The organism is Psychrobacter vallis, assembly GCF_904846715.1.
GTDB lineage: Bacteria > Pseudomonadota > Gammaproteobacteria > Pseudomonadales > Moraxellaceae > Psychrobacter > Psychrobacter vallis.
On sequence record NZ_CAJHBU010000001.1, the window covers coordinates 243,692 to 258,255 of the forward strand.

Consider the following 14,564-nt stretch of genomic DNA (forward strand, 5'->3'; position numbering starts at 1 on the left):
ATCGTCTATACCTATCTAAACCTAAAAAACCGCGACACATTATCAGACTTTTTAATCTTCAATATTTTCTACTGCAAAAACTTCTTTAATAATCCACTTTACCGCGTAAGACTTTGGTTTTGCCGCGCTGGGTCTTTTGATCCACCCGTTTGCGTTTGGCATTTCTGCTCGGTTTGGTTGGCTTGCGGGTTTTATTGACGTGAGTGGCTTTTGTTATAAAGCTTTGCAGACGCTCAAATGCATCAATTTTATTACGTTCTTGCGTGCGAAATTGCTGCGCTTTAATGATGAGCACGCCTTCTTTGGTGATTCGGCTGTCTTTACTGTCTAGCAAACGCTGCTTGGTCGCATCGCTCAAACTAGAGGCCGTGATATCAAAGCGCAGATGAATGGCAGAGGAGACTTTATTGACGTTTTGTCCACCTGCCCCTTGTGCGCGTATAGCGCTGATATCGACTTCACTTTCATTGAGGCTAATATTGTTACTGATAAAAATCATAATGTGCTTTGATAGATTATTGGTAGATGTGACTTATGATAAAGCATTATCTACTCGTCTGCTACTGAGTCAATAACTGCTTCAATAATTGTCGAGCGCGGGCAATCACAGGCGCATCGACCATCTCGCCCTCTATTTTAAACACCGCCCGCCCGCTCCGCTCATACTCCTCGATCACACGCTGCGCAAACGAAAGCTCCTGATCTGTTGGTTGTAAGGATTGTTGTACGGTAGCGACTTGCTTTGGATGAATACATAGCATTCCTGACATACCCATTTGTGACCATAGCTGGACGCGGGCGCGCAACCCTGTTTCATCATTGAAATCAGGATAAACGGTATCAATGGGCGCTGATAGCTGGTGTACTTTTGAAGTCAGAATCAATTGATAGCGAATTTGATTGGCAATGATGTCTGCGGCAGGCGTGCCTACTTGTACGTGTATATCATTGCATAGGTCTAAGAAGCCATAACTGAATGCGACCAGACCAGTGGCTTTTGCCATGTTATCGATTTGATATAAACCAATAGCGTTTTCTACTAGTGCAATAACTGGCAGACCTGTACGCTGATGCACAAACTCAATATCTGCTGCTTGCTCGGCTTTGGCCAGTAGCACACCAGCCAGCTTCGGCATCTGCTGACATAATGCCAAGTCTTTGTGAAACGCATCACTACCTGCTTTATTTATACGTAGCCAAATTGGTTGATACGTTTGCTTTTGATTTTGATCGTCATAGTGGTTTTTTAACGCCTCTCGAGCTTGCGCTTTGTCTGCTTGGGCAACGGCATCTTCTAAATCCACAATCACCGCATCTGCGCCACTGGCAAAAGCTTTGGTTACTCTATCGATTCGAGTCGCTGGTACAAATAACCACGTTTTTTTCTGAGAAATAGCGCCCATTGTACTGCTTTTCACTGAACCCATGCTTGACTCCGTTTTATTACTCAATTACCTATCAGTTTGGTTATCTAAATTTATGCTACCACTATCATAGTCGATTTTTATACGGACTCAGTTGTTAATCCGCTGCCATATATCTTACGAAATTTCTCTACTTACTCAAAAAATTAAATTAGAAAAACCGCATAAAGATTGATCTTATGCGGTTTTTGGTAGTAAATGCAGCTTGTACTCTATCGCTGATTGCTTGATTAAGCCAACATGCCACCATCGACAACAATAGTAGCCCCTGTGGTATAGCTTGAAGCGTCCGACACCAGATACAATACAGTGCCAGCCATTTCATCTGGATCAGCGACACGGCCTAATGGAATTGAATGCAATGCCATCTTTAAGACTTTGTCATTGGTCGTGAGGGCAGAAGCAAACTTGGTATCGGTTAAGCCCGGCAATAACGCATTGACGCGGATATTTAATGGGCCACACTCTTTGGCAAAGGCTTTGGTCATACTAATGACCGCGGCCTTGGTGATTGAGTAAATGCCTTGCTTGTCACCCGCAACCAAACCGTTAACAGATGCTGTATTCAAAATCACCCCGCCGCCCTGCTCGCGCATCATCTTGCCAGCGGCAGTAGACATAAAGAAATAACCGCGAATATTGACTTCTACTGTCTTGTCAAAAGCAGCCAAATCCGTGTCTAAGATATGCCCATAATAAGGGTTTGCCGCTGCATTATTGACCAAAATATCGATTTGACCAAACTCACTTTTGATGTGCTCAAAGACTGCCTCAATCTGATCCATGTCTCCTACATGACAAGCAAAAGCACTGGCTTTATGACCGTCAGCGATAATGCTATCGGCAACCGCTTGGCAGGCATCAATTTTGCGACTAGAAACGATCACGTGCGCGCCTCTTGACGCCAGCAAACGAGCGATAGACTCACCAATACCGCGACTGGCACCTGTCACCAACGCAATCTTGCCCGTTAAATCAAATAAATCTTTCATGATAACTCCTTATACTTTTTTAAATTAGCGGTGCTGGAAAAAATTTCGCAGCCTCTGGAGTGCAAAGCACACAGCAAGGAAATTTTTCCCAGCACCGCCAAACTTAATATCAATTGTTTTAATAAAATATATTAAGCCAGCTAAGCCAACATGCCACCGTCCAAAGTAAAGGCATGACCATTCATAAAGCTGCTCTCGTCGCTGGCCAGCCATGCAATCGCGCCAGACACTTCATCGACTTCTCCTAATCGGCGCAATGGACTGGCTTTGATGGTGGCTTGCTGCGCGCGCTCGTTCATATTTGCCATGGTATTGCGTACCATTGGCGTATCGATAAAGCTTGGACATACGGCATTAAAGCGAATGTTTACGCGAGCGTATTCATGGGCAGCAGACTTAGTAAGACCCATCACCCCATGCTTAGCCGCACTATAAGCTGATAATAAAGGCGCTGAACGCAGACCTGCGATAGAAGCCACATTAATCACATGACCACCGCCATTGGTAGCCATACAAGTAACGGCAGCGCGCATACAGTGCCAGACACCTTTTAAATTGACAGCGATATTACGATCAAAGTCATCGTCACTCAGCTCATGCATAGGCGCAGGCTGATGGTCGACACCTGCATTGTTTATCACCACATCGAGACCACCCAGTGTCTCCATCGCAAAAGCAAACAACGCGCGCACTTCATCGCCACTAGTGACATCTACTTTTTTAAAGGTAATACTGTTGCCAGCATCTTGCCCTTGCTTGGCAACAGCGGCACCCATCTCTTCTGCCAAATCGCCAATTACAACCTTTGCGCCACGACTGGCCAGCAGTAGCGCACTGGCGGCACCAATGCCCGAAGCACCGCCAGTGATTAAAATACGCTTGCCTGTTACATTTGATGCAATTCCGTTTGTATTCAGTGTCATATTCTATCCCTCTACCTTAAGTACCAGTTTGCCGAAATTTTCACCTTTAAAAAGCATCATCAAGGTATCAGGGAAGGTCTCAATACCCTCAACAATGTGATCTTTGACTTTAATATCGCCTGACTCAATCCATTCTGCAATCTCTTTCATTGCGATTGGGTACTCTTTGATGTTATCAAACACTACGATGCCTTCCATACGCGCACGATTGACCAAGAGCGACAGATAGTTCGATGGGCCTTTTACTGCTGTGGTGTTGTTATATTGACTAATCGCACCGCAAATGACGATACGCGCGCGCAGATTAATCTGGGTAAGTACGTCATTTAAGATATCGCCGCCCACGTTGTCAAAATAGACATCGACGCCATCTGGACAGGTTTTCTTTAGAGCTTTTTTTACATCTTCATTTTTATAATCGATGGTCGCATCAAAACCAAGTTCATCGATTAAGAATTTGCATTTCTCAGCACCGCCAGCAATACCGACAACGCGGCAGCCTTTGATTTTGGCGATTTGACCGACCAAACCACCAACGGCACCCGCCGCGCCAGACACGACAACAGTCTCGCCCGCTTTTGGCTCACCGGTTTTTAGTAAGCCAAAATACCCTGTCATGCCCGGCATACCCAAGACGCCCAAGTAATAAGACAGCGGTGCTAAGTTTGGATCGACTTTATGCAGACCTGTACCATCACTAACGGCATATGACTGTACGCCATTGTGACCCGCCACATAGTCACCGACGGCAAATTTTTCATGCTTACTTTCAATCACCTCGCCCACCGTACCGGCACGCATGACATCGCCAATCTGTACAGGTTCGATGTAGGATTTAGCATCATTCAACCAACCACGCATCGCTGGATCGATAGAGATATAATCAATTCTAATCAACAACTGACCGTCGGTTATTGTCGGTAGTTCTGTCTCGGTATAATCCCAAGTATCAGCACTTGGTTCGCCAACAGGTCTTGCTTTAAGTCGCCATTGCTTATTCATCGTTGTCATTTTTCTTTCCTTAGAGTTGTCATTAGAACCACTCAGCTTGCATGTCTGTGCAAACCGAGTTGGTGTTGGTGAGTAATTCAATATCGCGGTTGATTAACGGTAATTCCCAATCGATAAAGTACTTCGCGGCTTGTATTTTGCCTTGATAGAAATTTTGCTTATCGTCATTTTGTAAACTGCTGTTTTGTGAGCCACTCTCTTTGATTTTGCCTAGCAACTGTTCTGCTTTGCTGGCCTGACGAATCCAAATCCAACCCACGACTATCGAGGCAAATATATTCATCAATGCTTGCGCGTTACCAGTAAGCGTCACGGCTTTTTCTGTTTGTAGAACTTTGCTTAAATGTACCAATACTTCATGTAAATGCGCCATATAAGGCGTCAACTTACCTGCCAATTTAGCGGTCTGCGGTGTGGTAATGTTTTCTAAATCTTGGGTGATTTCTCGTTTTAAAATCTGAATACCCAAACCCTTGTTTTGCCATAACTTACGAAATGACAAATCTAATGCCTGTACGCCATTTGTACCTTCGTGGATAGGATTGAGGCGATTGTCACGCCAAAACTGCTCGGCATGATACTCACGCGTGTAGCCAGCACCGCCCAAGACTTGAATACCTAAATCATTGGCTTTAGGGCCATATTCAGACGGCCACGCTTTTAAGACAGGCGTTAGCAAATCTAACAATTCTGACAGCTCATTTTTTAGGGTGGCATCTTCACAAGTGTTGATACGATCAAGCAGGTTTGAGCCGTATAAACACAACGAGATGCCGCCCTCAGCATAGGCTTTTTGTGCCAGCAGCATCCGCTTAACGTCGCCGTGTTGAATAATGGCAGTAGCGTCATCTTCAGGTTTGTTGTTGGGTGCGATTCGGCCTTGGGTTCGGTCTTTGGCATAATCGAGCGAATACTGATAGCCACGATAACCAATCATTGCCGCGCCAAAGCCCACGGCAATACGTGCCTCATTCATCATTTTAAACATATAGCGCAAACCAAAATGCGCTTCCCCGATCAGATAACCATGACACTCGCCAGCATCACCAAAGCTGAGTGCGGTAGAAGTCGCACCTCGATAGCCCAGCTTATGAATCAGTCCTGTCAAATGCACATCATTGCGCTCGCCAATCGATAAGTCATCGTTTAATCGGTACTTTGGCACCGCAAATAAAGAGATGCCTTTGACGCCGCCCGGACCGCCTGGGATTTTGGCCAAGACCAAATGGACGATGTTGTCAGACAGCTCATGATCGCCCCCTGAGATATAAATCTTACTACCTTTGACTCGGTACGCACCATCCGCTTGTTTGACGGCAGTGGTTTTGATATCAGCCAGCGACGAGCCTGCATGTGGCTCAGTTAATGCCATCGTTCCCGTAAACTCACCCGTTAGCATGCGCGGCATAAAGGCATTTTTAATCTCATCACTGGCAAAATGTGAGATAACATTAATCGCAGCCGTGGTCAAAAACGGATAAGCAGTGGTGGATGGATTGGCTGCCATAAAATAGCCTGCCACGGCCGTCATCACAGTCTCAGGCAGCTGCATACCGCCGTCTTCGAAACTATAACGACCCGCAATAAAACCTGATTCGCGAAAGGCATCAAAAGCGACTTTTACATCGTCTATCATGCTCACTTTTTTGCCATCGAACTGTGGCTCATTTTTATCCGCCAAGTGGTTGTGAGGTAAAAACAAATTGGTGGCGATCTTATCTGCTGTGTCTAATACCGCATCAAATGTGTCACGGCTGTGTTCTGCAAATTTTGGATGTTTCGTTAGCGCCTCGGTATCTAAAACATCATACAACTGAAAGGGTAATTCAAAGTCGTTGATCAGCGTATCTGTTGCCATAGTGTTCTCACTAGTATTATCGTTGACAAATTAAAATTGGTTATCAATAGATACTAAGCCAATTTCACGCGTTGTCGTATTGTCATTTATGACATAATTATGGTCAAATAAGACATACTATCGATTCTGAATAAAATGGATACCAGACATTATGACGCGAGACGGGGACAAAATTTTCTTGCTTGCTGTGCCTTTGCAGCTTGATGCTACAAAAAATTTATCCCAGTCTCACTGTATTTTTTTATATTAATTTAGCTATAGTATTGGCAAGCAATGAAGGAAAACAAAGACTCATGTCTCAATTAAAACCGTTTAAAGTCATTATTTTGGGTTTCAATGGTGTGCTTGGCAGTGTGCTTGCTGGTGCATTGGACTTATTTTCGTTTACTGGTGTCAGCTGGCAGCGATTTTTGGATGAGGCGGTAGCGCCTAGATTTAATGTACAGATAGCGAGCCTAGGCGGGGTTGATATTCGCTGTAGCAATCGATTAATCATGCAAGCACACTGCGATATTCGAGAGGTGACAGAATGCGACCTACTATTAATCCCAACCATTGGCGATTCAATTGATAAGGTATTGAGGCAAAACAGTGATTTGTTGCCGCATTTAAAACGACTGGCGAATACCAAAGCGGATATCGCCAGTAATTGTAGCGGGGCTTTCTTTTTGGCAAAAGCAGGACTGCTAGACGGCAAGATAGCCACGACACACTGGGGGTATGCGAGTAAGTTTAAGACAGATTTTCCACTCGTTGATTTACAGGAAAATCAATTTGTTACCCAATCGGGCAATATATTTTGTGCTGCAGGCGGGAGTGCGTTTTATGACTTGGGATTGTTATTGATAGAACGATATTGCGGGCGTGAGATTTCTACGCAAGTGGCAAAAACTCAGATTATCGATAGTAAAAGAGGCAATCAAAACAGTTATACCAACGTGACGTTGCACAAACCGCATGCAGATCAACTGGTCAAGCAAGTACAAGAATTCATTGAAGAAAATTTTAATCAGTCTATTCAAGTGAACCACTTAGCTACCATGGTCAATATCACACCGCGTACGTTAAACAGACGCTTTCAAGCCGCTGTTGCCATGCGTCCGATTGAGTATATTCAAGCGGTCAGAATCGAACAGGCAAAGCGTTTATTGGAATCAGGCGATGTGACCATTAAATCGCTGGCGGATAAGGTTGGCTACGATGACCTCTCTTCGTTTACCCGCTTGTTTAAGCGTGCCACTGAGCTGACGCCCAAAGAGTATCAAGATAAATTTTCGCGATTGGCGATTTAGGCTTTCTTTATTGCTGCTTGCTCTGATGGCTAAAGGTTTTGCCACAACCCTTCCACATGCATGGCATCCGCCTTAATAGTGGGATAATCCGTAAATGCCAATTGATAACCGCCGCTAGTATTTGGCCTTATCTGACAAGTCGCGCCCAGTGGAAAGCTATGCTTCTCCCCAATATGACCAAAGCGCATGCCACTATAAATCGGCAATCCTGTCAGCTCATGTAATTGCCGAATAACGGTGGCAACATCATAACGTTTATCATAACTGTCCTCCCCTGCACCAGACAATGCGCCAAACACAATCGCTTGCTGACCCTTAAACACGCCTGCCAGATACAAATCATACAACATGCGCTCAATACGATAAGCCTGCTCACCCACATCTTCTAAAAACACAATACCACCGTCAATGCGCGGTAAATACTCACTACCTGCCAGCGCGGATACCACGCTCAGATTGCCACCCCAGATAGTGCCTGTTAAAGTTTTTGACTCAGTATTTGATAGAATATTGGGTAAATTTGGACTGGTCAGCGATGCATCTTGTATGTTAATGGTGAGATTAGGATTGCTCAGCGCTTCAGCAAATTGTTGGCAAGTCACTTGATCTGGTTTGATTTTGCCAAACTCGCTATAAAGCATGGGCGCGGCAAGCGAGCTCATATCGCCTTTTGCCAGTAGCGCACACTGAATAGCCGTTACATCACTAAAACCTGCGAGTATCGTGCCGCGCTCCTTCATGATACGTCCAAGCGTTGGCCAATCAACCATAGGCAATAAACGCATTGCTCCATAGCCACCACGTACACCCAGCAGTACCTTAGGTGCTGCTATAGCGCCAGTAGCGATGTTTTGCAAATCACTCGCACGCTGTGAATCCGTACCTGCAAAGCGCAAATACTGCCGATTGGTAATCAACGGGTTGTCTATTTTAAAACCAGCGCAAGCCAGACGATCTAATGCCAATTGATTGCGCTCACCACTGCCCCCGACATTCGAGCTGGCAAAAATCCGTGTCTCGATGGTCGGCGTGATACAACCGGTTTGCGCGAGCGCTGTTTGCGCTGAGAACTGCTCATCCAATAATGCGGTTGGTAAATCGTCCTTGGTGACTTGTAGGTTGTTATCACTATAGTCGCTAGGGCTGGCGGCAAAAACCTGAGAAATGCCTTGCGCCGCTAATGCTGCCGTACTCGCGCTGACACCTATACGGTGCAAGAACTGCCGCCGGTTTAAACCAGTACTGATTGTCGCCTCTGTCTTTGACTGCATATTTTTGGTATTTATGGTTTGCTGTATCAATGGTGCTTTTGAACCCATGCTTTACTACTACCTATATATTTTTATATTTGTTATTGATCTGCTTTGAAACAGTGCGTTAGGCGTAAGCACATTGTCAGGTACACGCATTATTACGCACCCGTATTGTAGCGCATCTGATCACTCGCTAAGTTGCCTAACCTTTACCCATCTTTACTTTTTCGCTACCTAGACACACAATACGACGCTCTTATGTTTGTTACTCTAGATATATATTCATCGCCAAAAAGTAAGGATAATAACTATGTTTAACAAAAAAACTGATAAACACGACGAACTTGTCTCCAATTTAAAACACCTGATAGGCAAAGAAGATAAGCTCAAAGAAAAATTAGAAGACAATAGCTATCTTGAACCTTTTAGCGATGATTTGATGCTGTTTATGAGTCTTATCAAAGACTATTACAAAGGTGATTACCGTAAGGTTCCGTTTAAAACTATCTCAGCTGGCGTGGTTGGCGCGATCTATACGCTAAACCCCATTGACTTTATCCCCGACTCCATTCCATTCATTGGTTACATCGACGACGCCCTCGTACTGAAATTTTGCTTAAGGCAGGCTCGAAAAGATCTACAAAAATACAAAGCATGGAAGCAAGAGCAATCGGATGCTCAGAGTAAGTTAGAGGCTAAGGAAAACACGGATAAAATCAGTAACGAGCAGACTAACACTGATAAGAAAGAGAGTGATCAAAACACTACCGACCTCAAAAAGGCCTCGTAACTGCTAATGTATTAACCGCTCAGAAAACAGCAGTCTCGAAAAAGCCACGACCGTTCACATAAGAACTGGTCGTGGCTTTTTTGTTGCTAGTCCATCTACTAACACGCTTCAATCCGGTACATCATAACGAGCCTTTTCGGGATTAAGACCGAACGAATATACAAAGGTCGCAACGAGGCTGTTAATAACAATAAAAGGCAAATCAAGCGACGCATGCCCTAATAAATAACGACTGATTAACCAAGAGATTATCAGCATAATAATAAGAAACCCGCCTAAATACGCCAAAATAGTCGGATGCTTAAGATTATAAGGCTGCTCAGGTTCAGGTTTTTTATCCAATATATACGTTCTTATTGCCCAACCCGCTGCATAAGAAAAACCACCTAATACCACATAACTAAAAAAATTCATATTGCCTAACTCTAATAATCCAACGGTTTATAACAGCGGATATTTGATAATAAATGACGTTTTTTAAATACTCTCATTAACGTTATCAATAACAATATTGGCATGCGGATTGGCCAAAATATCAGTATTGACCTCGTCGCATTCCACACGATAGATCGTATTGGCACCGCGATAAATATGAGACAAATACTCGCTATCTAGTAGCGGATCGATATTGGCATAAACGGGTTTGACATGAGCCAGCACCAGCACTCTATCAGGACGCCCAATAACGGCATCGACATTGTCTGGATCGATAGAGAAAAACTGCGGTATTTCACTGTTCTCAATCATCTCTAATGGCTCAGGATTATCCCAGATGCGCTTGGCACTTGCGGGTTCTTTCATTTGCATCACCCACGAGCCCTCTTGTTGACTGACTTTTATTTGAGCAGGCTCATCACTACTGACCGTATAACACCCTTCAAAAACCGACAGGTCTGTCGTTTCAGCTACGACTGGATTTGTTTGCATATGACTGTCATTACAAGCGGTCAACCATAGCGCACTACTCACCACTATACCAACCAACAGCTTTGTCACTCTTTTAGAAAAAACGTTTGGGCATAAGGACATAATAGGGTTATCCTGCATTCATGCGTTAAAAGATTTGGTTAAGAACGCTGTCATCACATCGCTTATCAGCAAAACTGCTATTTAGCACTATGGTGATAGCATTGGGACGCAAGCAATGCGCCGATCTTGCTCATATTAATGACACTAAAAGACAGACATCTCTTAGTTAACTTTTAGCTGCTTGTTAGCCACCTGCTCTATTTTAACAGAAAACCAGCCCGTTACTATTGCCATATAGAAAGCGCGCAAGAGTTTTGCATTTTCGTGCGCCAAAGCTGCCCATAGCAACGACAGATTTGTTATACTCAAGCCCGCATATAAAGGGGTTGTCAGTATTAAAATCATGTTAACAAAATCCCTTTGCGCGACCTCACGTTTATCATTTATCAGGCCAATACGTTTTTATGTCAGACAATCACTCCTCAGCGCAGCCATTCAATAAAAACAACGCGATCAATCCGTTGACAGCCAAACCAAATACGACAGTTGCCTATACGGACGGTGCCTGCAAAGGCAATCCTGGTGCTGGTGGTTGGGGCGCGCATCTTATCTTTAGCGATGGTCATACGCAGGATTTGTATGGTGGTGAAAAAGAGACGACCAACAACCGTATGGAGCTGATGGGTGCGATACAAGCATTGACACACAGCCCACTGACACAAAAGCTCGAGATTTGGACTGACTCAAGTTATGTCAAAAAAGGCATCACCGAATGGATTGAGGGCTGGAAAAAAAGAGGCTGGAAAACAGCCAGTAAAAAACCCGTCGCCAATCAAGACCTGTGGCAACAATTGGATAAACTGTGTCAACAGCGTGATGTTGATTGGCACTGGGTTAAAGGTCATGCTGGACATGCTGGCAATGAAAAAGCCGACGAGCTGGCAAACTTAGGGGTGACCTCCAGCAGTGAGGGGTTATCAACGACATCTGCACAAGACATATCTAAAAAAAAACAGACCATAACGACTGATAAATCAGCAACCGCTAATGATGATTGGTTAAGTTTTGACCCACTAGGGCTTGACATGGATGATGATGAACCAGATGAAGACGTGTCAGAAGATGAGTTACTAGCCCATGACAGTCATGAAGAACGTATAATGAATGATGATGCTCTTGTAAAGGCCACGAACTATCAAGACAATGCACCCAAACCAGTGAGTACCCCAGATATGCTAGACGCCCACGCGCCCATGATTGAGACAATCGAAAATAGTGATACGCCAGAGATTGTCGCTGATGTCGCTAAATTCGATGGCGATACCAGCCGTGCCAATCCACATTTCAAACCAATGCTGCCTAAGCCAATACATCGTCATGAAGCCGACCGCCAACTCATTATGGATACAGAGACCACGGGGCTTGATGCCCTAAAAGGCGACCGTATTATTGAAGTTGGTATTGTCGAGATGATCGGACGCAAATTTACTGGCGAAAAGCTGCACGTCTATATCAATCCTCAGCGCGGCATGGATGATGAGGTTATTCGCATTCATGGCATCTCTGAGGCGTTTTTAACGGACAAGCCAACATTCGATCAAGTCGCTCATTTTTTGTATGACTTTATGGACGGCGCTGAAATTATCGCTCACAATGCCTCGTTCGACATGAACTTCTTAAATATGGAATTTGCCAAAGTCGGTCTAAATGACTTTGCCGAACGCGTACAAGTGACTGACTCGCTGGTCATGGCAAAACAGCAATATCCTGGACAGAAAAACACCCTAGATGCGTTAGTGCGTCGTCTAAACGTGGGTAAACAAGATCGTACCTTCCATGGTGCCTTACTTGACTCAGAGATTTTGGCTGAAGTATATTTGGCAATGACTGGTGGACAAGTCACACTTGCCATCGAAGAAGACGCACAGACGGACGGCAAACAGACCGCCCATGCCAGTTTTGCCAATCTAGCGGCTTTATTATTAGCGTCATCCGTGGATGAGGAAGCCAATCACCACTGGTACACCTCGCTTGAAGCAGATTACCCTGAGCTCAAAGCCAACCTATAGATATCCTTTGAACGGGATATCATTTAAATAGCTTATGATATGGATATTTGTATAATATAGGCTTGATTATTGCTGCAATAAGCGTTAAAACATCACTAATAAATGCTTTTTTAAACCTCATTGAAACCATCGCCATTCTCATCAGTACCTTATGGAAAAAATACCTATGGACCAACCTGCGCAAATAAAGTTAACCGCCCCAACGCTTAGTGTTACTGATTTTAATCTGCCATCACTACATTTGTTGCATGATGAAATCATAGTGACCCTAAAAGACACTGAGATTCATCTGAGCGAGTTCAATGATGATAACAGTCAAGCACCTTTATTATTAGACTCTATTATCGTATTAAAGCAGCTGTCTCGTATCTTTAAGCTGATTGCTTTGGTCGGTGCCGAGGTTTTATGTAACGCTATCGTTCATAGTCTCCAGCGCCTTTATGATAATGGTGATAATAACGATACCAAATTAATCATGGACTTATCAGAAGCTATCATGACGCTGGATCGCTATGTCGAGTTTGTCTTATTGACTGAGTCGGTCGAGCCAACCTTATTATTACCTGTTATTAACAAGCTAAATGCGCATGGACAAGAGACGCCCATCACCGCAGAGTATTTTTCTACCTTTGGCAGTAGTAGTGTCATCATTGCCAATCCTGAAAAAAACTTCGAACCACTCACGTCGCTCAATCTTGATAGTGATCTATTGACCTATGCTTATCGTAGTGGTCTTGGTGTTGCTCTGCTTCATCGAGATGGTCACATCAGCCCAGATGATCAGCAAAAACTTAATGCCATGAGTGCCGCCTGTGCTTTGATAGCGGCAAATAACAGCAGCTTATTTTGGCAGGCGGCCAATGCGGCTGTCACCGATATTGCGACTGTCCTACCGCTGAATCTTAGCCAAAAACACACTCTCATCTATTTAGAGCAGCAGTTCCAAAGCTACTTACCCGTGATGGATAAGCGTTTTGCAGATTTGGTCAGTTTTGCGTGCCAGCGTGACAACGAAGAAGCACAAAAACTGCGGGAACAATACGCAAGTAATCATTTAGAAAGTCCGCAAATTGAACAAATGAAGCGTTTCTTGTTCGGCCCTAATCGTGCGCTTACCGATACATTGCACACCATTATTCAGACCCAAATTAACGCGATAAAAGAGCACGTAGACAGCTACGCGCGTGGTGATTCACTCAATCCTATTAACATGCAGACGACACAAATTATTGAAGAGCTCACTGTCTTAAGCTCGGCAATGCGCTTACTGGGTTTGGTACATGCTGCCAACAGCCTTATCACAGCAGCAGATGCTGTCAAACGTTGGACTGCGCCATCGCCTGAGGATTTTGATCATTTGTTACTGGCATTAATGCAAGCAGAAAATGCCACCATCGCTATGGCAGAAATGCACACACCTGGGGCGATTTACTTGCCATTGAATAACCCTCATATCTCATTACATCAGCTCAATACTGCCAATGACACTTTGATACAAGAAAGTCGTACCGCCATTGCCAGTGCCGAGCAAGCGATCAACGACTATTTGGCTGAGCCAGAGCGAGATATGCTCAACATTCAAAATATACCTGAGATGATGCGCCAAGTGGCAGGAGCGGTGCGTTTCTTGCAGCTGCCAACACCAGCCAGCATGCTGAGTCAATTAGCCCACTATATTGAACAGCAAATCAAAAACGGTCGACGTATAGAAGATGATACGCTTGCCTGTATTGCAGATGTCATTATGGCTGTCGACTATCATCTAGATGGTTTTGAGAACAATCGTCCTGTTAGCAAGCAAGCACTTGATATTGGTCAGCAGAGCCTGAGCCATCTCCTCGCTGCCTAATCAGGATGCTGCTTTACCACTATGGCGCTAACGTTATTTTTGTGGTCAGCTCTTTGCTGCTATCGTTGTTAGTTTACTTATCTCACCTTTCAGCAAGTTTGTATGTTACGCACTACAAACTTGTTTTTGATGTT

At 44.3% G+C, this 14,564-nt stretch carries 13 protein-coding genes; 4 read left to right on the forward strand and 9 right to left on the reverse strand.

What is annotated here, in order from left to right; translation table 11 throughout:
* Positions 1 to 85: 85 nt before the first annotated feature.
* The 6 genes from arfB to JMY02_RS01040 form a co-directional block, all read right to left on the reverse strand.
* Positions 86 to 499: an alternative ribosome rescue aminoacyl-tRNA hydrolase ArfB gene (gene arfB / locus JMY02_RS01015; protein WP_201594286.1), complete on the reverse strand. Its 414-nt coding sequence runs from the start codon at positions 497 to 499 to the stop codon at positions 86 to 88.
* A 61-nt stretch (positions 500 to 560) separates the two neighbouring features.
* Positions 561 to 1,427 (reverse strand): HpcH/HpaI aldolase/citrate lyase family protein, encoded by an 867-nt coding sequence (locus JMY02_RS01020; protein ID WP_227678353.1) that lies wholly within the window; start codon positions 1,425 to 1,427, stop codon positions 561 to 563.
* Positions 1,428 to 1,654: 227 nt separating this feature from the next.
* On the reverse strand, positions 1,655 to 2,416 hold the full coding sequence (locus JMY02_RS01025; protein ID WP_201594288.1) for an SDR family oxidoreductase: 762 nt from the start codon (positions 2,414 to 2,416) through the stop codon (positions 1,655 to 1,657).
* 140 nt (positions 2,417 to 2,556) lie between these two features.
* Positions 2,557 to 3,339, reverse strand: a complete 783-nt coding sequence (locus JMY02_RS01030; protein WP_201594290.1) for an SDR family NAD(P)-dependent oxidoreductase — start codon at positions 3,337 to 3,339, stop codon at positions 2,557 to 2,559.
* Between the two features lie 3 nt (positions 3,340 to 3,342).
* The gene (locus JMY02_RS01035) at positions 3,343 to 4,350 is read right to left on the reverse strand and encodes an NADP-dependent oxidoreductase (protein ID WP_201594292.1); all 1,008 of its coding nucleotides are present in this window, start codon (positions 4,348 to 4,350) and stop codon (positions 3,343 to 3,345) included.
* A 22-nt stretch (positions 4,351 to 4,372) separates the two neighbouring features.
* Complete coding sequence (locus JMY02_RS01040) at positions 4,373 to 6,208, reverse strand: acyl-CoA dehydrogenase (protein ID WP_201594294.1); 1,836 nt, start codon at positions 6,206 to 6,208, stop codon at positions 4,373 to 4,375.
* A 293-nt stretch (positions 6,209 to 6,501) separates the two neighbouring features.
* Between JMY02_RS01040 and JMY02_RS01045 the strand changes: the two genes are divergently transcribed.
* The gene (locus tag JMY02_RS01045) at positions 6,502 to 7,500 is read left to right on the forward strand and encodes a GlxA family transcriptional regulator (RefSeq protein ID WP_201594296.1); all 999 of its coding nucleotides are present in this window, start codon (positions 6,502 to 6,504) and stop codon (positions 7,498 to 7,500) included.
* Positions 7,501 to 7,529: 29 nt separating this feature from the next.
* On the opposite strand, the gene JMY02_RS01050 is transcribed toward JMY02_RS01045, so the two are convergent.
* On the reverse strand, positions 7,530 to 8,771 hold the full coding sequence (locus JMY02_RS01050) for an LD-carboxypeptidase (protein ID WP_201594443.1): 1,242 nt from the start codon (positions 8,769 to 8,771) through the stop codon (positions 7,530 to 7,532).
* Between the two features lie 292 nt (positions 8,772 to 9,063).
* On the opposite strand from JMY02_RS01050, the gene JMY02_RS01055 reads away from it, so the two are divergent.
* Positions 9,064 to 9,543, forward strand: coding sequence for a YkvA family protein (locus JMY02_RS01055; protein ID WP_201594298.1), 480 nt, complete (start codon positions 9,064 to 9,066; stop codon positions 9,541 to 9,543).
* Between the two features lie 108 nt (positions 9,544 to 9,651).
* Here the strand turns inward: JMY02_RS01055 and JMY02_RS01060 are convergent, their stop codons facing one another.
* Both JMY02_RS01060 and JMY02_RS01065 read right to left on the reverse strand, forming a co-directional pair.
* Entirely contained in the window at positions 9,652 to 9,957 is a 306-nt protein-coding gene (locus JMY02_RS01060; protein WP_021813805.1) for a hypothetical protein, read from the reverse strand.
* 63 nt (positions 9,958 to 10,020) lie between these two features.
* Positions 10,021 to 10,572: a hypothetical protein gene (locus JMY02_RS01065; protein WP_201594300.1), complete on the reverse strand. Its 552-nt coding sequence runs from the start codon at positions 10,570 to 10,572 to the stop codon at positions 10,021 to 10,023.
* A 404-nt stretch (positions 10,573 to 10,976) separates the two neighbouring features.
* On the opposite strand from JMY02_RS01065, the gene dnaQ reads away from it, so the two are divergent.
* Both dnaQ and JMY02_RS01075 read left to right on the forward strand, forming a co-directional pair.
* Positions 10,977 to 12,581 carry a DNA polymerase III subunit epsilon gene (gene dnaQ, locus JMY02_RS01070; protein ID WP_201594302.1) on the forward strand — a complete coding sequence of 535 codons (1,605 nt, stop codon included), beginning with the start codon at positions 10,977 to 10,979 and terminating at the stop codon, positions 12,579 to 12,581.
* Positions 12,582 to 12,747: 166 nt separating this feature from the next.
* The gene (locus JMY02_RS01075; protein WP_227678354.1) at positions 12,748 to 14,430 is read left to right on the forward strand and encodes a hypothetical protein; all 1,683 of its coding nucleotides are present in this window, start codon (positions 12,748 to 12,750) and stop codon (positions 14,428 to 14,430) included.
* Positions 14,431 to 14,564 lie beyond the last annotated feature (134 nt).

Excerpts from the sequence above, each read along its gene's own strand:
- JMY02_RS01075 (WP_227678354.1), top strand. The coding sequence starts at position 12,748 with ATGGACCAACCTGCGCAAATAAAGTTAACCGCCCCAACGCTTAGTGTT.
- JMY02_RS01035 (WP_201594292.1), bottom strand. The coding sequence starts at position 4,350 with ATGACAACGATGAATAAGCAATGGCGACTTAAAGCAAGACCTGTTGGC.
- JMY02_RS01045 (WP_201594296.1), top strand. The coding sequence starts at position 6,502 with ATGTCTCAATTAAAACCGTTTAAAGTCATTATTTTGGGTTTCAATGGT.
- JMY02_RS01050 (WP_201594443.1), bottom strand. The coding sequence starts at position 8,771 with ATGCAGTCAAAGACAGAGGCGACAATCAGTACTGGTTTAAACCGGCGG.
- JMY02_RS01030 (WP_201594290.1), bottom strand. The coding sequence starts at position 3,339 with ATGACACTGAATACAAACGGAATTGCATCAAATGTAACAGGCAAGCGT.
- arfB (WP_201594286.1), bottom strand. The coding sequence starts at position 499 with ATGATTTTTATCAGTAACAATATTAGCCTCAATGAAAGTGAAGTCGAT.
- JMY02_RS01040 (WP_201594294.1), bottom strand. The coding sequence starts at position 6,208 with ATGGCAACAGATACGCTGATCAACGACTTTGAATTACCCTTTCAGTTG.
- JMY02_RS01060 (WP_021813805.1), bottom strand. The coding sequence starts at position 9,957 with ATGAATTTTTTTAGTTATGTGGTATTAGGTGGTTTTTCTTATGCAGCG.
- dnaQ (WP_201594302.1), top strand. The coding sequence starts at position 10,977 with ATGTCAGACAATCACTCCTCAGCGCAGCCATTCAATAAAAACAACGCG.
- JMY02_RS01055 (WP_201594298.1), top strand. The coding sequence starts at position 9,064 with ATGTTTAACAAAAAAACTGATAAACACGACGAACTTGTCTCCAATTTA.
- JMY02_RS01020 (WP_227678353.1), bottom strand. The coding sequence starts at position 1,427 with ATGGGTTCAGTGAAAAGCAGTACAATGGGCGCTATTTCTCAGAAAAAA.
- JMY02_RS01065 (WP_201594300.1), bottom strand. The coding sequence starts at position 10,572 with ATGTCCTTATGCCCAAACGTTTTTTCTAAAAGAGTGACAAAGCTGTTG.
- JMY02_RS01025 (WP_201594288.1), bottom strand. The coding sequence starts at position 2,416 with ATGAAAGATTTATTTGATTTAACGGGCAAGATTGCGTTGGTGACAGGT.